This window comes from Paraburkholderia nodosa DSM 21604, from assembly GCF_000519185.1.
In the GTDB taxonomy this organism is placed as follows: Bacteria; Pseudomonadota; Gammaproteobacteria; order Burkholderiales; family Burkholderiaceae; genus Paraburkholderia; species Paraburkholderia nodosa.
Genome location: NZ_JAFA01000002.1, coordinates 84,462 through 102,526, shown reverse-complemented (window position 1 = coordinate 102,526; position 18,065 = coordinate 84,462). Strand labels below are relative to the sequence as shown.

General features: G+C 63.1%; 16 protein-coding genes and 1 pseudogene. 10 read left to right on the top strand and 7 right to left on the bottom strand.

Annotation, left to right across the window (positions count from 1 at the left end):
- The first annotated feature begins 175 nt into the window (after nucleotides 1-175).
- Genes A3CW_RS0103025 through A3CW_RS45030 form a run of 4 tightly spaced genes read left to right on the top strand, consistent with a single transcriptional unit; the run spans nucleotide 176 to nucleotide 3,773 of the window.
- Nucleotides 176-487: a DUF485 domain-containing protein gene (locus A3CW_RS0103025; protein ID WP_028202249.1), complete on the top strand. Its 312-nt coding sequence runs from the start codon at nucleotides 176-178 to the stop codon at nucleotides 485-487.
- Entirely contained in the window at nucleotides 484-2,154 is a 1,671-nt protein-coding gene (actP, locus tag A3CW_RS0103020) for a cation/acetate symporter ActP (protein ID WP_028202248.1), read from the top strand. The genes A3CW_RS0103025 and actP overlap by 4 nt, the downstream gene beginning before the upstream one ends.
- Before the next feature lie 23 nt (nucleotides 2,155-2,177).
- Nucleotides 2,178-2,732 (top strand): cytochrome b, encoded by a 555-nt coding sequence (locus A3CW_RS0103015; protein ID WP_028202247.1) that lies wholly within the window; start codon nucleotides 2,178-2,180, stop codon nucleotides 2,730-2,732.
- A gap of 3 nt (nucleotides 2,733-2,735) precedes the next feature.
- Nucleotides 2,736-3,773: an NAD(P)H-dependent flavin oxidoreductase gene (locus A3CW_RS45030; protein ID WP_051481189.1), complete on the top strand. Its 1,038-nt coding sequence runs from the start codon at nucleotides 2,736-2,738 to the stop codon at nucleotides 3,771-3,773.
- A gap of 24 nt (nucleotides 3,774-3,797) precedes the next feature.
- On the opposite strand, the gene A3CW_RS45025 is transcribed toward A3CW_RS45030, so the two are convergent.
- Nucleotides 3,798-4,748: a LysR family transcriptional regulator gene (locus tag A3CW_RS45025; protein WP_051481188.1), complete on the bottom strand. Its 951-nt coding sequence runs from the start codon at nucleotides 4,746-4,748 to the stop codon at nucleotides 3,798-3,800.
- A gap of 107 nt (nucleotides 4,749-4,855) precedes the next feature.
- Here A3CW_RS45025 and A3CW_RS0103000 point away from each other — a divergent pair, with 107 nt between their 5' ends.
- A complete protein-coding gene (locus A3CW_RS0103000) occupies nucleotides 4,856-5,527 on the top strand; it encodes an MOSC domain-containing protein (protein WP_211254032.1) in 672 nt (223 codons plus the stop codon).
- Nucleotides 5,528-5,653: 126 nt separating this feature from the next.
- Here A3CW_RS0103000 and A3CW_RS0102995 read toward each other — a convergent pair whose 3' ends face one another.
- Genes A3CW_RS0102995 through coxB form a run of 4 tightly spaced genes read right to left on the bottom strand, consistent with a single transcriptional unit; the run spans nucleotide 5,654 to nucleotide 10,672 of the window.
- Nucleotides 5,654-7,087, bottom strand: a complete 1,434-nt coding sequence (locus A3CW_RS0102995) for a ferredoxin reductase family protein (protein ID WP_245623526.1) — start codon at nucleotides 7,085-7,087, stop codon at nucleotides 5,654-5,656.
- Nucleotides 7,078-7,416, bottom strand: a complete 339-nt coding sequence (locus tag A3CW_RS0102990) for a hypothetical protein (protein WP_028202244.1) — start codon at nucleotides 7,414-7,416, stop codon at nucleotides 7,078-7,080. The genes A3CW_RS0102995 and A3CW_RS0102990 overlap by 10 nt, the downstream gene beginning before the upstream one ends.
- The gene (gene ctaD / locus A3CW_RS0102985; RefSeq protein WP_028202243.1) at nucleotides 7,413-9,950 is read right to left on the bottom strand and encodes a cytochrome c oxidase subunit I; all 2,538 of its coding nucleotides are present in this window, start codon (nucleotides 9,948-9,950) and stop codon (nucleotides 7,413-7,415) included. Before ctaD ends, A3CW_RS0102990 begins: the two co-directional genes overlap by 4 nt.
- Nucleotides 9,947-10,672, bottom strand: a complete 726-nt coding sequence (gene coxB / locus A3CW_RS0102980; RefSeq protein WP_051481187.1) for a cytochrome c oxidase subunit II — start codon at nucleotides 10,670-10,672, stop codon at nucleotides 9,947-9,949. Before coxB ends, ctaD begins: the two co-directional genes overlap by 4 nt.
- A gap of 21 nt (nucleotides 10,673-10,693) precedes the next feature.
- On the opposite strand from coxB, the gene A3CW_RS0102975 reads away from it, so the two are divergent.
- Nucleotides 10,694-11,206, top strand: coding sequence for a DUF2231 domain-containing protein (locus tag A3CW_RS0102975; RefSeq protein ID WP_028202241.1), 513 nt, complete (start codon nucleotides 10,694-10,696; stop codon nucleotides 11,204-11,206).
- On the opposite strand, the gene A3CW_RS0102970 is transcribed toward A3CW_RS0102975, so the two are convergent.
- Nucleotides 11,170-11,682, bottom strand: a complete 513-nt coding sequence (locus A3CW_RS0102970; protein WP_028202240.1) for a CopD family protein — start codon at nucleotides 11,680-11,682, stop codon at nucleotides 11,170-11,172. The genes A3CW_RS0102975 and A3CW_RS0102970 overlap by 37 nt on opposite strands.
- The gene (locus A3CW_RS0102965) at nucleotides 11,679-12,335 is read right to left on the bottom strand and encodes a cytochrome c oxidase assembly protein (protein WP_035512238.1); all 657 of its coding nucleotides are present in this window, start codon (nucleotides 12,333-12,335) and stop codon (nucleotides 11,679-11,681) included. The genes A3CW_RS0102970 and A3CW_RS0102965 overlap by 4 nt, the downstream gene beginning before the upstream one ends.
- Nucleotides 12,336-13,138: 803 nt before the next feature.
- Here A3CW_RS0102965 and A3CW_RS0102960 point away from each other — a divergent pair.
- The 4 genes and pseudogenes from A3CW_RS0102960 to A3CW_RS0102945 all read left to right on the top strand — a co-directional run.
- Nucleotides 13,139-14,251 (top strand): efflux RND transporter periplasmic adaptor subunit, encoded by a 1,113-nt coding sequence (locus A3CW_RS0102960; protein WP_035512237.1) that lies wholly within the window; start codon nucleotides 13,139-13,141, stop codon nucleotides 14,249-14,251.
- The gene (locus tag A3CW_RS0102955) at nucleotides 14,248-17,319 is read left to right on the top strand and encodes an efflux RND transporter permease subunit (protein ID WP_028202237.1); all 3,072 of its coding nucleotides are present in this window, start codon (nucleotides 14,248-14,250) and stop codon (nucleotides 17,317-17,319) included. Before A3CW_RS0102960 ends, A3CW_RS0102955 begins: the two co-directional genes overlap by 4 nt.
- On the top strand, nucleotides 17,319-17,846 hold the full coding sequence (locus tag A3CW_RS45020) for a Na+/H+ antiporter subunit E (RefSeq protein ID WP_051481185.1): 528 nt from the start codon (nucleotides 17,319-17,321) through the stop codon (nucleotides 17,844-17,846). Before A3CW_RS0102955 ends, A3CW_RS45020 begins: the two co-directional genes overlap by 1 nt.
- Nucleotides 17,839-18,063 (top strand): annotated as a pseudogene (locus A3CW_RS0102945) (monovalent cation/H+ antiporter complex subunit F); the annotation flags it as partial. The gene A3CW_RS45020 and the pseudogene A3CW_RS0102945, both read left to right, overlap by 8 nt.
- Nucleotides 18,064-18,065 lie beyond the last annotated feature (2 nt).

Below are 18,065 nucleotides of genomic sequence, written 5' to 3'. Positions count from 1 at the left end.
GACGGGAAGCGCCACGCTTCACTCAAACAGATTGCAGCCATCACGAAACATCATTTGAGGAGATTGTTGGTTCGACCTATTGTGAAGTTCACGAGAAGCGGCAGCCCCCGGTGGATCGACGGCGATATCACGGGAGAGGGCAAGCCGGATACCTTCCATGGACGGAGACAATCGGATGAACTCCACGACCCTGCACGGGATTCGTAGCAATCCCCTGTTCGCCACGCTGGTCAAACGCCGGCGCAGATACATTGCCTGGCTGACGGCCATCACGCTGATTCCCTATTGCGGCTTCATCGTGCTGGTCGGATTCGCCCCCGCTTTGCTGGCCATCCGGCTTTCCGCAGACAGTATCGTCAATATCGGCTGGCCGATCGGCGTCGCGCTGATCGTCGGCAGCTGGTGCCTCACGGGCTTGTACGTTCGCCGCGCCAATGGCGAATTCGACGCGCTGACCGCCCAGATCCTGGCGGGAGCGAAACCATGAAGCGCGCCGGTCTTGCTCTCGTCTTCCCGCTGCTGCTGGGCGTTGCGACTCGCGCGGCGGCCGCGGAGGTCCTGCACGACGTTGAACAACGTCCCCTCAATCTCACGGCGATCGCGATGTTCCTGGTCTTCGCCGTGGCGACGCTGGGCATCACGTACTGGGCGGCGTCGCGCACCCGTTCCATGGACGACTTCTACACCGCCGGGGGAGGCATCACCGGATTCCAGAACGGCATGGCGCTGGCCGGCGACTATATGTCGGCGGCGGCGTTGCTGGGCGTGACCAGCATGATCTTTTTCCACGGCTACGACGGTGTGATCTACGCGATCAGCTTTTTCGTCGCCTGGCCGCTGCTGCTGTTCCTGTTCGCGGAGCGCATCCGCAATCTGGGCCGCGTCACGATTGCCGACATCGCATCGTACCGGCTCGACCAGAACCGGATCCGGACGATGACCGCCTTCGGTTCGTTGACCGTTGTCTGCTTTTACCTGGTTGTCCAGATGGTCGGCGCGGGCCAATTGATCCAGTTGCTGTTCGGTCTTCCTTATAACGACGCGATTGTCGTGGTCGGCCTGCTGATGGTGGTCTATGTGACCTTCGGCGGCATGGTGGCCACCACATGGGTGCAGATCATCAAGGCCGCGCTGATGCTGTTTGGCGGCACGCTGCTGGCCGTTCTCGCACTGTACCGGTTCGGTTTTTCGCTGAACGCGCTGTTCGAGCAGGCGGTCGCCGCACACAGGAGCGGCATGCACATCCTGCTGCCGAGCAAGCTGGTGTCCGATCCCGTTGCGCTGATTTCACTCGCGATCGGACTGGTGTTCGGCACCGCAGGGTTGCCCCACATCCTCATGCGCTTTTTCACCGTGCCGGATGCGAAAGAAGCGCGCAAGTCGGTGTTCGTTGCCACGGGCTTCATCGGCTTCTTTTATCTGGTCATCATGGTGCTCGGCGTGGCGGCGATCGCGATTGTTGGCAGCAACCCGTCGTTCTATGTAGGTGGCCTGACCGGAGGCAAGCTGATCGGCGGCAGCAATATGCCGGTCATGCATCTCGCCCAGGCGCTCGGCGGCAATTTGCTGCTGGGTTTCCTGTCGGCCGTTGCGTTCGCGACCATCCTTGCCGTCGTGTCCGGTCTCACGATGGCGGGTACGTCAGCCATCTCGCACGACCTCTATGTGATGGTGCTCAAGAAGAACCGGGCCGATCCCGCGAGCGAGCGGCGGGTGTCCAGAATCGCGTCGGTTGGCATTGGCGCGGTGGCGGTGCTGCTGGGCATCGTGTTCAAGGATCAGAATATCGCCTTCCTCGTTGCACTGACGTTCGGCGTCGCCGCTTCGGTGAATTTTCCGGTTCTCGCGCTTTCGATGTACTGGAAGGGGCTGACGACGCGCGGCGCGCTTGCCGGCGGCATCGCGGGCCTCGTGAGCGCCATCACGCTCGTCATTCTGTCGCCCGCCATCTGGGTCACGGTGCTGGGCCACGCGAAAGCGATCTTTCCCTACGATTATCCGGCCATCGTGTCGATGACCATCGCGTTCCTGTTCGCCTGGCTGGGTTCCGTCACAGACCGCAGCGAGCAGGCGCAGCGCGAGCGCGACGACTTCGGCGAGCAGGCCATTCGCGCGCAGACCGGGTTCGGCGCGTCCGGAGCGGTCAGCCACTAGAGAACGCCAACAAGGAGACAATCATGCAAATGCGTGACAACGGTCTGGGCTTTTCGCCCATCACGATCGCGCTGCACTGGATCGTCGCAGCGCTGCTGCTGTCGATCGTCGGATGCGGCATTGCGCTCATCCTTAGCGCGGACGACGCGCAACGACTGAGCCTCGTGCGTACGCAGAATCTGCTGGGCACTGTGCTGTTCGTCGTGTCGATCTATCGGCTCTGGGCACGGCTTTCTTCGTATCATCCGCTGCCCGTGGGCTCGCCGAACCCCGTCGAAGTGATCGTCAGCCGCTCCGTGGCGGTGGGCCTCGCGCTCGCCATGGTGCTGCTGCCGGTTGCCATATGGCTCTCCAGGGCGGCAGCCGGTGTCGCCGTCGAGTTGCCGGGGGGATTGACGATCCCCACGCTCATCGAGCCCAGCGTGGCAGTGCAACGGGTCGTGGACATTCTCTTCGATATCGGGGCGACGGCTTTTCTGCTGGGCCTCGCGTTGCATCTGTTCGGAGCACTGAAGAATCATTTCGCGCTGGGAAATGACGCCCTCAAGCGGATGCTTGGCAAACACGTGGAGCTTTGAGCGATGAGCGAATTCAAATCGGCCTTTGGCGGCAACGCGGTCACGCAGCTGTGCGGCGTCCGGTATCCCGTCTTTCTCGGCGGCATGGCGGCGATTTCCGGCCCGAAGCTGGTTGCCGCGGTGGCGAATGCCGGTGGCATGGGGACGCTTGGCGGCCTGCGTTTGCCGCCGCTCGCGCTGAGCAGGTGGATACAGGAAACGCGGGAGCTGACGGACAAGCCCTTCGGCGTGAATCTCGTGCCGAAGTTCGGCGGCCCGACCTTGTTCGAAGCCCAGTTTCGGGTCGTGTTGCAGGAGCGGCCGCGCATGCTGTCGTTGTTCTACGCCGAAGACTATGCGGCGGACATGATCCCGCGCGCCAAGGATGCCGGCATGATCGTCATGGTCCAGGTGGGCTCGGTTGCGCTCGCCCGGCACGCGATCCGGAACGGCGCGGATATCGTCGTCGCGCAGGGCAGCGAAAGCGGCGGCCACCTCAACCGGGGGACGATCGGCGTGATGTCGCTGTTGCCCGCGATCTGCGAGGTCGCGCAGGGGCGTCCCGTGCTGGCGGCCGGGGGCATGACGACGCGCGACGACGTCCGGGCCGCGATGCTGCTCGGCGCCTCGGGGGTGCTCGTGGGCACCGCGTTCGTTGCGACCGACGAATCGAATGCGCATCCGCTCTACAAGCAAAAGATCGTCGAAGCCAGCGTGGACGACATCGAGTATCGCACCGGATATTCGTTCGGCTGGCCGTACGGCACGCCCCACTGTGTGATTCCCAATCGCGACAGGTGGAACCTGCTGCGCTTCGTTGGCGGCGGCGCACGCTTGATCGACAAACCGCGCATGGCGCAGAAGCTCTCGCTCTATGCGGGGCAGGGCGTCAGCAAGATCGGCAGCGTCGTGCCGGCGGCCGAGCGCATGGCAGAGCTGGTGGCGGGCCTGCCGGCCTCGACGATTGCGGCGCATGCCCGGGCGATGCCCGATGGCCTGGTAGACGTCGCAAGCCGTGCGTTGGCGCAGGGGGAGCCGGCCGAGTGCCGCGCCGCATACTGACCCCGATGCGGTGTTCGGCGGCGCTCAGGCGGCCGCCGTCGAACGCCGCGTGCTCTTGCGATTCGTCGTACTCATGCGCTTCGCTTTCGTGTCGTCAGTGGAAAGCGCGAGCTGGTCGCGCGCGAGCGCGACAAACGCGCTCAATGCCGGTGTCGCCAGTGTGTCGTTGCGGCGGATGAATACCGTCTTGACGTTGGCGAACTCGCGCGGGAGCGCGTGGAGGGCGAGGGCCTGGCGCGCGGCGTAGTTTTGCGCAACAGCCTTTGGCAACAGCGTCACGCCCATGCCCGCGGCCACGCACGAGAGGATGCCGTCGAGCGTGCCCAGTTCGAGCACCTGGTTGGGCACGAGCCCGACCTGATAAAACCAGTGTTCGAGCGTGGAGCGATAGAAGCAGCCCGTGCGGAAGACCAGCACCGTCTGCTGTGGCATGACATGGATGAGATCGTCGAGCGAGGCGAACTCGCAACTGCTCACGAGGACGAGCTCCTCCTGGAAGACCTCGTCTTGCGCGAGCACCGGATTCTGGTGAAGACCGCCGACGAATGCGCCATCGAGGCGATGACTCTCGACGGCCTTGATCAGCTCGGCGGTCGTGCCGGTGAGTAGCGACAAGTGGACCTGAGGATACTTCTCGCGGTATTTGGCCAATACCTGGGGCAGGCGTATTGCCGCGGTCGTCTCCATCGAGCCGAGCCGTAACGTGCCTGCCGGCGTTGTGGTATCGAGCAGCGCGTTGCGGCTCTCTTCCGTGAGCTGGAGGATGCGCTGGGCGTAGCCCAGAAAGGTTTGCCCGGCCGAAGTGAGCACCACGCCGCTCTTTTGCCGGATAAACAGTGGCTGACCGAGTTCGGCTTCGAGTTCCTTGACGCGCATCGTGACGTTGGACTGCACGGTGTGCACTTTCTCGGCCGCCGCTGTGAAGCTGCCGTGCTCCGCCACCGCACAGAAAATCTTCAGCTGACGCATCTCCATGGCGAATTCCAAGAATCACAAATAATGATGGATTTCATCATTTACCATCACTTTACTGGATCGAGCGGTGCGAGCACAGTGTCGTAAACGCGAACGGGAGGATGCGTGTGGCGACGACGACGACTACGAACGTTGAGTGCCTGTTCGCCGGGGGGATGGGCTATCTGGACCACGAAGGGCAGCGCAGCGGCATTTTCAAGCGGCGCATGGCCGGGCCGGTGCGCGTGGAGGCGCAGGGGATTGTCGGCGACGAGCATGGCGATCCGCGCGTGCACGGCGGCCCGGAAAAGGCCGTTCATCACTACGCGGCGGAGAATTACGCACGCATCGCGCAGGCGTTCGCGGCGTGCGTGGAGGCCCTGGTGCCCGGCAGTCTCGGCGAAAACATCTCGGCTTGGGGGCTGTCCGAGCGCGATGTGCACATTGGCGATATCTACCAGGTCGGCAGCGCCATGCTGCAAGTCTCGCAACCGCGCAGCCCGTGCTGGAAGATCAATCATCGCTTTGGCGTCGAGCGCATGTCGATGCAGATTGCCGAGGGGCGAATCACCGGATGGTATTACCGTGTCATACGCCCGGGCATGATCGCGCCGGGCGACGCCATCACGCTCGTCGACCGGCAAACGGAACGTTTCTCCATCGACGAGTTCTGGAAGGTGCAGTTGTCGCATCGTCCGTCGATCGATGCGTTGGTCGAGCTGATTGCCATTCCGGGCCTTGCGCCCGACTGGAAGCGGCGCCTGGGCGAGCGGGAAAAATGGCTGCGTGCGCGTCGATGAGGCGTTCGGTCATGCTAGTGCACAGAGGTCACCCGCAGATACGCAAACAGCAGCGACAGCCCAACCACAATGATGCCCGTCGCAACCACGAGGCGATTGGCTAACAGTCGACGCATCGCAAATCTCCTAGACGAAGCTGTAGCGTTCGGAATGGTATCGGGAAAGCGGCACTTTCATTTCGCCGAGCGCGGACTCGATTGCATCCATCATCGTATCGGGCCCACAAATGAAATATTCATGATCGGCATACTCGGGGGGAAGATGACGCCGGAACAATTCCGCGTCAATGCGACCGGTGTCTCCCTCCCAGCCATCGGGCGGATTTGCCAGCACATAGGCAATCCGCAGATCGAGGCGGGTCTTCAGAGTATCCAGTTCCTCGCGGAACGTGAGCGAGTCCCAGGTCTTCGCGCCGTATATCAGCACGAGCGGACGCTTGTCGCCGCGATCGGCGAGCGTACGGATCATGCTCATCATCGGGGTGATGCCGATGCCGCCCGCTATCAGCACATGCATATCGGTTGGATTGCCGATCGTGAAAGCGCCATACGGCCCATCGAGATACACCCGCTTGCCGACGGGTATCTTGTTCACGGTACTCGTGAAGTCGCCGAGATTCCGGATCGTCATTTCGACGCGGCCATCCGGCGCCTCCGCGCTCGACGAAAAAGAGAAGGGGTGTCCCGTGACCCTGAATGGTCCGCCCCACACGGTTAGCCAGCCGAACTGCCCCGGTTTGAAGCGCCAGCCTGCATGGCCGTCGGGCAGCATCACGAGGGTCGTTGTGTCGCCGCGTTCCGTGCGCACCTCCGAGATCCGGTAGGGGCGTCGCAGCATGAAAAGCGGCTTGAAGAGACGCACGTAGAGCAGCAGGCAGATCCAGAAGATCGCAACGCAGATCCAGAGCGCCCGCTTGAATGGATCGGTCAGATAGAAGCCCCAGCCGATCATGTGAAGCATGCCCGCGCCGATTGCCGTCAGCGCGAGCACGATATGCGACAGGTGCCATATCTCATAGCGGATTTTCAGTTGTTTGCGCCATAGAGCGGTGATCACGAGAACGATGAGCGAGCCAATCGAGAGGACAGCGAACCAGGCACCCCACGGAACCTCACTGAGCGATTCTGGCATTGCGACTGATTCCGAGCGAATGGCGACCAGAATAAGCGGATGAACGATGACGAGGCCGACTGCGAGCAGCGAAACCCGTCGATGAAAGTGATAGATGACGTCCTCGCCCCACGGCTCGGTCACATGACGAAAGCGCGCGGTCAGACCAAATTGCAGGCCCATTATGGCAAGCCCCGAGTAACCGAGCGCAACCGAAAACTCGGTGCCGAAGTTTCGCGCGGGCGGCAGTGTGCCTGCAAGCAACGCGAAGAGCGGGGCGAGTATGAAGAGCAGATAGATGGCGGACCAGATGGCCCTGCGTATGAGATCACGAGACTGCATGAAATGCCTCTCTATCTCTGCAGCGACATAAACGGGCGTCTCGCTGTCCGCGGCGCCGTCCCTCGCATGTAAGAGGCCGCGCGTCGCTCGCCTGCCGCTCAGATGCACGTGGTGAGCAGTAGTGCGGGGCCAAAGGTAATGACGGTCGCCGCCAACGCCGAAATCAGGGTCCAGATAACGACCGAGTGCATGAACGTGCTGATGCGCTCGGGACCAGGATCACGGCGCGCGGCGGCACGATAGCGCCATAGCCAGCCGATCGCGACCAGGTGCAGGAGCAGTACGATTGCGAGACTCGCGCGCAGCGGGCCGGCGGCCCAGCCGAATGCGCAGCCGATCGCATGCAGCGCGTAAAGAACGGCAAGCGCGAGGCACCAGACAGTGAAGCCCGCAGCTAGCCACCACAAGCGCCGGGGCGGAAACGGACGCGCATTCATGGTCTGGCTCCGAGCATGCCCACGAGGCCGGGCAGCGCGAGCACGAGGCCCAACGCGATGATGGCCGTCGCCAGCGTGTAGTCGACCCAGAGGCGCGTGAGGCGCAGGTCCGTCAGCCGTCGTGCGGAAATGAAGCCGGCGCCGAGGCGCAGCAGATTGCTGATGAGGAACAGCAGGCCGATGCCCGCGTGTACCGCGACATACGCGAGCAGTGCCGCAGCCGTCGCGCCGAGTGCATGTTCGCGAGGGTTCGGCGTGACACCGTTGATCAGCGCGACGGCCGAGGCCAGCGCGACGGCGAGCGCCAGCACAGTGAGGCCGATCGTCGTGTATGGCTTGCGCTCGCTGGCGGCGGCGCGCAGCGAGCCCCGCGCCGCCGCCGCCCCGATGGCCAGCGCGGCAACCGTGACGAACGCGAGCAGGCGGCTGGGTTGCGGCGTCACCGCAGCCGGCCAGTTTGGCGCGGCGATCCACAGATAGAATGTGCCGAACACGAGCGACGTAAAGAGCGTGCCGTTCGCGACCAGCGTACAGGTCAGCGCGAGCCAGGCTGGCGCGCCCGAAACTTCGGTATGCGGCGGAACGCTCACGCCACGGCCAACCGGCAGCGCGCCATAGTCGCGTGCGAGCCCTGCGCTCTGTCCTGCATAGATGAACAGGCCGAACGTCACGAACGCGAACGCGAGCGACACCAGATAGAACTTGAACAGCATCGCGAGCACGGCCGCGCAGGTCACGAGCGCGGTGACGAGCGGCAGATAGGTCGCGCGCGGCAACACGATCAACTGCTCGGGTTCGCCTGAAGTCATGTGTACGCCGAGCGTTTCCTGCCAGCCGTTGCGCGTGAAGCCGAGATAGCCTTCGCCGCGTGCGAGCGAGGTTGCCAGCAGGCCGGGGGCGACACCTTCCGTTTCGGCATCGATACGCGGGATCGACGCAAATGCATACGGTGCGGGCGGAATCGGCATGGCCCATTCGAGCGTGGTCGACTCCCATGGGTTGCGGCGCACGCGGCGGCCGAAGCGCACCTGCACGATGATGTCGATCACGACCAGCGCGAAGCCGATCGTCATCACGAAGCTGCCCACCGACGACAGCAGATTGAGCCAGTTCCAGCCTTCATCGCCGCTATACGTATAGATGCGCCGCGGCATGCCGAGCAGGCCGGTCAGGTGCATCATGAAGAATGTCATGTTGAAGCCGATGAAGACCAGCCAGAAGGCCGGTACGGACAGCCTGTACACTGCCGTGCGTCCGGTAAGCAAAGGCAGCCAGTAGTAGAACGCGGCGAGCATCGGAAACGCGAGTGCGCCTGCCACCACGTAATGCATGTGTGCGACGACGAAGTACGTATCGTGCGCTTGCCAGTCGAATGGCACGATCGCGAGCATGACACCGGTTAGCCCGCCTGCCGTGAACACGAAGAAGAAGCCGAAGATGTACAGCATCGGCACGTCCCAGCGCGGCCTGCCGTGCGACAGCGTGGCGAGCCAGGCGAAGAACTGGATCGCAGTCGGCACCGCGACGATCGCGGAGCCGGCCGAGAAAAACGCCAGCGCGAGATGCGGTATTCCCACCGTGAACATGTGGTGAACCCAGATGCCGAAGCTCAGGAACGCGAGTGCGATGATCGCGACGACAATAACCCGGTAGCCGACGAGTGGACGTCCCGCAAAAACCGGGATGATGGTCGACAGCACGCCCGCCATGGGCAGGAAGATGATGTACACGTCCGGGTGGCCGAACAGCCAGAACAGATGTTGCCAGAGCAACGGGTCGCCGCCACGGGTCGGATCAAAGAACGGCAGATTGAACGCGCGCTCCACCTCGAGCAGAATCGAGCCGAGAATGAGCGGGGGAAAGGCCACGATCATCATCATCGCGGTCACGAGGATATACCACGCGAAGATCGGCATGCGGTCGAGCGACATGCCCGGCGCCCGCATCTTGAGGATCGAGACGACGATTTCCATTGCGAGCGACAGCGCCGAGATTTCGACAAACGTGATCCCGAGCAGCCAGACGTCCGCGTTGATGCCGGGCGTGTAGACGTTCGAGCTGAGCGGCGTGTACATGAACCAGCCGCCGTCCGGCGCGCTACGCAGGATCAGCGAGACCGCCAGGATCGTGCCTCCCAGCAGATAGCACCAGTAGCCGTACGCGGTCAGCCGCGGAAACGCGAAGTCGCGCGTGCCGAGAATCTTTGGCGTGAGGTAGACCGCGAAGCTCTCCACCATGGGAATGGCGAACAGGAACAGCATCATGGACCCATGCATCGTGAAGACCTGGTTGTAGGTCTCCACGTCCATGAAGGCCGCATGCGGCGTCGCGAGCTGGACGCGCGTGAGCATGCCGAGAACGCCCGCGATCGCGAAGAACACGAACGAGGTGATCATCATGCGCATACCGAGGACCGTGTGATTCACGGCGGCAAGCTTCTGCACACCCGGCCCGGTAGCCCAGATCGCGGTGAGCTGGCGATGCAGCCGTAGCGCGCTCATGCCCTCTGAAGGCGGCTCGACGGGCACACTCATTTCTTCACCTCCCCGGCGGTGGCGGCGCTTTTGACGGCAGCGGAAAAGTCTTCAGGACGGTCGACGACCACGGCGAAATGCATCTCGGCATGGCCGATGCCGCAGAACTGGTTGCATTGTCCAGCGTATTGGCCCGGCTGATCGGCCTGGATTCGAAGCCGGGTTTCGTGACCCGGCACGGCATCGATCTTGCCGGCAAGGCGCGGAATCCAGAATGCGTGCACGACGTCCTTGCTGGTGACGACGATGTCGACCGGCACCCCCGCCGGCATATGCAGCACGTTCTCCATTTCGAGTCCGCCCTGGTCCGGGTAGCGGAAGGTCCAGCGCCATTGCTGCGCAATCGCCTCGATGCGCACCGGTGCCTGCGCTGGCAGCGGCAGCAGCCGTTCACCCGCGAGCAGTGCATAGCCGATCAGCGGGATCAGGATGACGGCAGGCAGCACCAGGCCGCCGAGCACGATCCAGCGCATGGGCGACACCCGCGAACCCCAGCCCGGACGCCAGATCACCATGCAGAACAGGATGAGCACCATCGCGAACAGCACCGCCGCCCCGGCGAGCATGACCCACCACAACCCGGCGATGGACTTCGCCGAGCGGCCTGACGGGTCCAGTGCCGAAAGTGGACCGGCGCAGCCGGCGATGCCGACTGCCGCCAGGAGCAATCCTGCTTGGACCGATGCGCTCAAGAAGCTATGATGGTTTGCGGCGTCCCTCATTCGACGCGAGGAGCTTCCGTCATGGCAAAGCAAGGCGATACCGGAGCCGAAACCCGGAGCGAAGTGCTCCTGGAACTGCTGCGTCTCGATGCGGGTTCCGCCGTTGCACTCGTTGGTCATCCGGTTCACGTGATGATGGTGCATTTTCCGATCGCGTTCGTCGTCGCTACCCTGGGGGTGGACGTTATCTACTGGTGGACGGGCGATCCGTTCTGGGTGCGGGCGGGTCTGTGGGCCGCCGGATTCGCGTTCTGGAGCGGCGTGGGCGCAAGCGCCGTCGGCACGGCCGAATTGTTGCTCGTGCGCGGCATCCGGCTGCGCGAGGCGAGCTGGTCCCATGCGGTCGCCGCCATGACGCTCGTTGCCATCGCGGGCGCCAACTGGGGCGTGCGTCTCTTTTTCCCCAACGAGGTTCTGCCGCATGGGCTTGCACTGTCGGCACTGGCCTCGGTGATGACGGGCTTCGCCGGCTGGCATGGAGGCAAGCTCGTCTTCGATCATGGCGTGGGTATTCTCGTGTCGCCGAAGGACTGATGCAGCCACCGGCCGAGCCCGCCGGGTTCGAACAGATGCGGGGCGATCAGGATCGAGTCGATGTGCGGCTTGGCCAGCACGACCCAGATGATCGCTACGATGACGACGACATAGGCCGTGGTCAGCCCGATCTCCGAGAGCCGGCTGAAATGTCCGTCGGGCGAATAAAGTTGATGCATCACGAGGCCGGCCACTACGTGCAGCATAGCCATGATGCCGACCAGCACCATCTTCGCGGAAAACCATTCCACGAACGTAGCCTGCAGAAAGATCAACGCGGTGCCGCTGGCAATCGCCACGAAAGCGGCAGGCGAGGTCAGTTCCACGTACACCAGCCGCGTGACACGGTGCAGCCGGTCGAGATCGGCGGTGGCCGTGAGCGCGCGGCGCTGCCCGAACAGGAAGGGCAACGCGATGAGGCCGCCCGACCAGATGGCAATCGCGCCCAGATGGATGAATTTGAGGACGGTCGTCACAGATGAGGCTCACTGACGCGCAGGCCTGACCAGGCGATCCGCAACCCCGCGACGAGATAGGGGACCATCGCCAGCACCCACATCAATAGACCGGCTAGTTGCTGATCGGCGAGCGGCGTCAGCCCCCAGGCAGCCGTGGTATCGAAATGCACGGCATACAACGGCACGGGCGCGAATACGATCAGCGCGCCGAGTAGACCCATGTGCCCGATCGTTGCGACGAGCGCCATCAATGCGGCGCCTGTCTGCACGGACGCTGCGAAGATGCCGCGCCACATCAGCCAGGCGCTTCCAAGCAGTGTGATCTGCATTAGCCAGTAAGCAGGTACCGTAGAAAGTCCCCATGCGTAGGGCCCTGGCGCATGCCAGAGCCAGATGAAGCACGCATGCATGGCGACCACCGGCGCGAGCGGGGGATAGACGAGGCGCGGCATCGGAAAGGCAATGGCGAGCAGCGGCGCGACAGCCGCGATCAGAATGACGTGATGAGTCACGCGTGCCGAGAACAATGCCGAAGACAGGGCGCAGAGTGGAGAAACGAATACGACGGCCAACAGTGCGATCGCTGCCCAGCCTGCTCGCGTATTCGCCGACCAGCCACGCCCGACGACGAACGCGAGCGCAGCAAGCGACGCGAGTAGCAGCGGGTCCATATTCCAGCGCATCCAGAAGCTGTCGGGGACACTCGCAGGGCCACAGTAAGCGACCGGAAAATATGGCATGGCGCAATATCTTCGGCTAGTCCGGGTTCAGTACCATGCGCTGAAGCGCAAAGGAAGAGAAACCTGGAGCGTTTGGCGGGACGGCAACGATCGTGTCGACTGCAGAAGCACTGTAGCTCAAATAACTCGCTCGGGCCTCCCAATATGCTTACGCTGCCTTTGAGGATTGCGAATAGATTGCGGTTCCTGTGGGAAAACGTTCGTATCCGCCAGACAAAATCCCGCTACGGGAGCAAGCCCGAAACCAGGGATGCCTGCCAGATGTTTGCAGCGCTCACGTTCCGCGCGCGTGGCCCCAATTTCGTGAAACGCAGTCCAGGGAAGGCGTCCATGCTGTCTTCGCTGACCCATGAGTGCTTCATGAGAAGCCGATTTTTGCAGCTCCGTCGCCAACATTACAGTGGATTTTGTGAAGGGAAAGACCGGTTCCCTTATGGATGGCAAATCAAAATACGGCTTTTAAAAAAATCGGCTAGTCTCTACGCCTATACGACCGGAATACAGGGGCGACGGCAGGTTCGGGAATAAAGCACCTATAGCGCGGCGCGAATCTGGTTTGCATATTGCCGCTCAGCGTCGTGTTTTCCTGCGACCGTAACACCCGTGCGAATTCACCACTTCGTAAGGTGTTTGCGCGGGAGTGCACCCGCGCGCCCAGCGGGGCTGCTACAGGGCGCGCTATCAGGTCAGGGTGGATTCTGGCAGCCTGTTCAGGAATCCAGAGGAAAACGCCAGTGTTTGCGAACCATGCAACGGGTCGAGCGGTATCCCTGCCTTTCGCCGTGACGCTGTGTGTATTGGCAGCAGGTGCACTGTTGGCGGGCTGTCGCAAAGGCGAAGAGGCGCCGGTGGCAGAAGTGCGTCCGGTACGTGTCATCCGCATAGAGAAGCAGGAGGCGGGGAGCACCATCGCCTTGACCGGCCGGCTGCAGGCACAGGCCGAGATCAATCAGTCGTTCCGTATCGACGGAAGAATGACCTCGCGCAACGTCGATGTCGGAGACCGCGTCAGAGCTGGCCAGGTGCTGGCGCGGCTTGACCGGATGAACGAAGAAAGCAGCCTGGAGTCCGCTCGCGCACAACTGGCCGCAGCTCAGGCGCAAGCCCTGGAGGCGCGCACCATGTTCACCCGCATGCGCGATCTGCTTGCGGAACATGCGGTGTCGCGTGCTTCCTTTGAGCAGTCCGAGGCGATGGCCAAGATCACACAGTCGCAAGTCGATTCGGCGCAGTCACTGGTGAGCATCGCACAGAACCGCCTGAGCTATACCGATTTGGTTTCAGATGTCGCGGGCGTAGTGACGGCGCGCGGTGCGGAGCCGGGCGAGGTGGTTCCGGCTGGCCGCATGATCGTGCAGATCGCTCGCGAAGGCGCAGTGGATGCCGTGTTCGACGTCCCCGCCGCGATCAAGGACGCCGCCCCGGAAAATCCTGACATTGTCGTTGCGCTTGCCAGCAACCCGCAGGTGACCGCCGTTGGTAAGGTGCGCGAAGTATCGCCCCGCGCCGATCCGGTGACCGGGACTTTTGCGGTCAGGGTGCGATTGATCGATCCACCCGCGACCATGCGCCTGGGCAGTACGGTCATTGGCCATATGAAGGTGCAGCGGCCGCCCGCCATCGAAATTCCCGCGAGTGCCTTGATCCAGCCCGGTGGCAAACCGGCGGTCTGGGTGGTCGATACGAAGACGGGCACGGTTTCGGCGCGTGACGTGGAGCTTCAGGCGTATGGCGAGGACCGCGTTCAGGTATCGCAAGGCCTGGCCACAGGCGACGTGGTCGTGACTGCCGGCGTGCAGGCATTACGGCCGGGACAAAAAATTAACTGGACCGAGGCAGCCAGGTGATTGGCCCGAATCTATCCGAGTGGGCGCTTTCGAAGCGCCCCCTGGTCGTGTTCCTCATGATCGCTGCGCTCGCCGCGGGAACCCTGTCGTTTTTTCGGTTGGGGCGCGCTGAAGATCCGCTCTTCACATTCCGCACCATGGTGGTGTCCGCCGTGTGGCCGGGTGCCACGGTCGACGACACGCTCTCACAGGTGACCGAGCGGCTCGAACGCACGCTGCAGGAGACCCGGCACCTGGATCGCATACGCAGCTATACGACCGCGGGTCAGACGACGATCTTTGTCGATCTCCTGCAATCCACGCCGCCTTCCGAAGTCCAGGACATCTGGTATCAGGTTCGCAAGAACGTGGGCGATATGCGCCAGACGCTCCCGGCCGGAACGCTCGGGCCGTTCTTCAACGACGACTTCGGCGACACCTTCGGCATCATCTACGGATTTACTGCCGACGGCTACAACATGCGGGAGTTGCGCGATCGCGTTGAGGCGATCCGCTCGCGTCTGCTGCTGGTGCCGGACGTTTCGAAGATCGAGGTGCTGGGCGCGCAGGACGAGCAGATCTACATTGAATTCTCGACCACGCGTCTGGCGGGTTTGCGTCTGGATTACCCGTCCATCGTCGCGGCGTTGCGATCACAGAATGTCATCAGGCCGACCGGCGTCCTGCAAACCGGGCAGGAGCGGGTGTTCTTCAGGGTCACGGGCGCCTTCGATTCCGAACGCGACATCGAAAATGTCAATCTGGTGTTGGGAGGACGCATCGTTCGCCTGGGCGACATCGCCACCGTGAGACGCGGCTTCGCCGACCCCCCACAGCCGATGTTCCGCGTCAACGGCAAGCCTGCCATCGGCCTTGCCATCGCCATGCGCGATTCGGGCGACATCCTCGCACTCGGCCATAACCTGAAGGCCGAGATGGCTGACGTGACCGCGAACCTGCCTGCCGGCATCGAGCCATTCCTGGTCGCCAATCAGTCAGAGACCGTCGATGTGGCCATCAACGACTTCATGGCGTCCCTCTGGCAGGCCATCATCATCATCCTCGCGTGCAGCTTCGTGAGTCTGGGCATCAGGCCGGGGACGGTGGTGGCGTTGTCGATTCCGCTCACGCTGGCGATCGTATTCGCGATCATGGACGTCGTGCATATCGACCTGCACCGCGTGTCGCTGGGGGCGCTGATCATCGCGTTGACGCTGATGGTCGACGACGCCATGACCACGGTCGACGCCATGATCAACCGGCTCGCCGCGGGGGACAGCAAAGATCAGGCAGCGACGTTCGCATACCGGACCCTGGCCGCGCCGATGCTGATCGGCACGCTCGTGTCGATTTCGAGTTTCGTGCCGATTGGCTTCGCAAAGAGTTCGGCCGGTGAATATACGTTTTCCATTTTCGCGGTGGTCGCGATCGCACTGCTCGTGTCGTGGTTCGGCGCCGTGATTTTCTCGCCGCTGGTGGGTCAGGCAATCCTGAAGGCGCCCAAGGCAGGCAAGGAGCCGCAGAAGCCCGGCAAGATGCTCATGGCGTATGACCGCTTCCTGCGCGGCGCGCTGCGCATGAGGTGGTTGACCATTGCCGTTACGCTGGCCGCGTTCGTGGTATCGATCTTCCTGGTTCGCTTCGTGCCGCAGCAGTTTTTCCCGGCGTCGGATCGCCCTGAGTTGACGGTGGATCTGACCTTGCGCCAGAACGCGTCGATCCACGCCACCGAGGCGCAGGTCGAGCGCATCGAAGCGATTTTGAAAAGCGATCCCGATGTCGATCACTTCAGCAGCTATGTAGGTCGTGGCGCGGTGCGCTTTATTCTCACACTCAATGTCCAGTTGCCCAATCCGTTTTTCGCGCAGATCATCGTGGTGGCGAAAAATCTGGAGGCGCGCGACCGGCTGCAACTGAAACTGGAGAAGGTACTGAGCGACCAGTTTCCCGGCATCGTGGCTCGGGTGTCGCCGCTGGAACTCGGGCCGCCGGTGGGTTGGCCGCTGCAGTATCGCGTCTCGGGACCCGATCCGGCACAGGTGCGCAGAGTCGCACTCGATCTCGCCGGTATCGTGGGTGCGGACCAGCGCACGCGCCATGTCAACTTCGACTGGATGGAGCCGGCCCGGCAGATCCGCATTCACATCAACCAGGATGAAGCGCGCCAGCTCGGCGTGAGCAGCGCTGCGCTGGCCGCCATCATGAACACCGTCGTGACCGGCACGCCGATCACGCAGATACGCGACGACATTTATCTCGTCAACGTCGTGGCGCGAGCGCAGGAGGAGCAGCCGCTGACGGTGCAGTCACTAGGCACCTTGCAGGTGCCCACGCCGAGCGGCCGGATGGTTCCGCTCAGCCAGTTCGCGACGTTCACGGAGGAACAGGAATCGCCGCTGGTATGGCGGCGAAACCGCGTACCGACGCTCACGGTTCGCGCCGACGTGATGCATGGCGGGCTGCCCGACGAAGTCGTCGCGACGCTGGCGCCGAAAATTGTCGAGTTCAATGCGAAGCTGCCCAAGGGCTATCGGGTCGAGACCGGCGGCATATTCGAGGAAAGCGCGATCTCGCAGGCATCGGTGTTTGCCGTGGTCCCGATCATGATCGTGTTGATGCTCACGACCATGATGGTGCTGCTGGTGAGCTTCCAACGCCTGGCCATGGTGGTTTCGGTCATGCCATTGGGCCTGATAGGCGTGGTGCTCGCGCTGCTGGTCTTCAACCGGCCGCTTGGCTTCGTCGCCATTCTGGGTATTCTCGCGTTGATCGGCATGATCGCCAAAAATGGCCTGATCCTGATCGTGCAGATCGAGACCTATCGCCACGAGGGCATGGGCGTGCTGGAGGCCGTGGTCGCGTCGGGCACTTCGCGCATACGGCCCATGATATTGACCTCGATCTCGACCGTGCTCGGCCTGATCCCGATTGCGCCCACGGTGTTCTGGGGCGCGATGGCCTTCGCGATCATGGGCGGATTGCTGGTGGCGACGCTATTGACGCTGGTGTTTCTGCCCGCCCTGTACATGGTGGTGTTCGGCAAGGAAGACCGGCCCGGCGGGTCTTCCCTGAAGGAGGCGCCTCTTTGATGAGCTCATCATCGCTGCGTGCTTTCCTGCTCGACTGGCGTTCGCACTGGCGCGTCGGGCTGACCCGCGCGCTGTGTTTTCTGGCGATATGGTTCATCCTGATGCCGAGCGTGAAGCCGGCCGATCTCGCATGTGGCCTGATCGCGACGATCGTCGCGACGCAGATGAGCCTGCGTCTGCTTCCTCCCGCCGCAGGACGGTTGCGCCTGGGGGCTTTACTCGTTTTCGCGCCGCATTTTCTTGCGCAGTCCGTGCTGGCGGGCATCGACGTGGCGCGCCGCGCATTGGACCCGCGCCTGCCTTTGCAGCCGGGGATCGTCGTCTATCGAACCGGCTTTCCGCCGGGGACGGCGCGCAACGGTTTCGCCATCATCACGAGCCTCTTGCCGGGCTCGCTCCCGGTAGACGAGACCGCGGACGGGCTCGTCTACCACTGCCTCGACATCTCGCAGCCGATCGCCGAGCAACTGGCGGACGAGGAGCGGCGCCTCGCCGGCGCGCTGGTCAGCGGTGAACGTCATGGCTGACGTGCTCATCGCCGTCTGCGCATTGGTGCTGTTAATGGTGGCCGTGGGGTTGCTGAGCGTGCTGCGCGGGCCCACGCGCGCCGACCGCATGATGGCCGCGCAACTGTTCGGCACGGGCGGGATTGCGGCGCTGCTGCTGGTCGGCACGGCAACCGGCGTGGATTCGGTCGTGGATGTCGCGTTGACGCTTGCCGTGCTCGCGGCGTTCGCTTCGGTCGC

Excerpts from the sequence above, each read along its gene's own strand:
- ctaD (WP_028202243.1), bottom strand. The coding sequence starts at position 9,950 with ATGAGTGTGCCCGTCGAGCCGCCTTCAGAGGGCATGAGCGCGCTACGG.
- A3CW_RS0102990 (WP_028202244.1), bottom strand. The coding sequence starts at position 7,416 with ATGAATGCGCGTCCGTTTCCGCCCCGGCGCTTGTGGTGGCTAGCTGCG.
- A3CW_RS0103015 (WP_028202247.1), top strand. The coding sequence starts at position 2,178 with ATGCAAATGCGTGACAACGGTCTGGGCTTTTCGCCCATCACGATCGCG.
- A3CW_RS45025 (WP_051481188.1), bottom strand. The coding sequence starts at position 4,748 with ATGGAGATGCGTCAGCTGAAGATTTTCTGTGCGGTGGCGGAGCACGGC.
- A3CW_RS45030 (WP_051481189.1), top strand. The coding sequence starts at position 2,736 with ATGAGCGAATTCAAATCGGCCTTTGGCGGCAACGCGGTCACGCAGCTG.
- actP (WP_028202248.1), top strand. The coding sequence starts at position 484 with ATGAAGCGCGCCGGTCTTGCTCTCGTCTTCCCGCTGCTGCTGGGCGTT.
- A3CW_RS0102965 (WP_035512238.1), bottom strand. The coding sequence starts at position 12,335 with ATGGACCCGCTGCTACTCGCGTCGCTTGCTGCGCTCGCGTTCGTCGTC.
- A3CW_RS0102975 (WP_028202241.1), top strand. The coding sequence starts at position 10,694 with ATGGCAAAGCAAGGCGATACCGGAGCCGAAACCCGGAGCGAAGTGCTC.
- A3CW_RS0103025 (WP_028202249.1), top strand. The coding sequence starts at position 176 with ATGAACTCCACGACCCTGCACGGGATTCGTAGCAATCCCCTGTTCGCC.
- coxB (WP_051481187.1), bottom strand. The coding sequence starts at position 10,672 with ATGAGGGACGCCGCAAACCATCATAGCTTCTTGAGCGCATCGGTCCAA.
- A3CW_RS45020 (WP_051481185.1), top strand. The coding sequence starts at position 17,319 with ATGAGCTCATCATCGCTGCGTGCTTTCCTGCTCGACTGGCGTTCGCAC.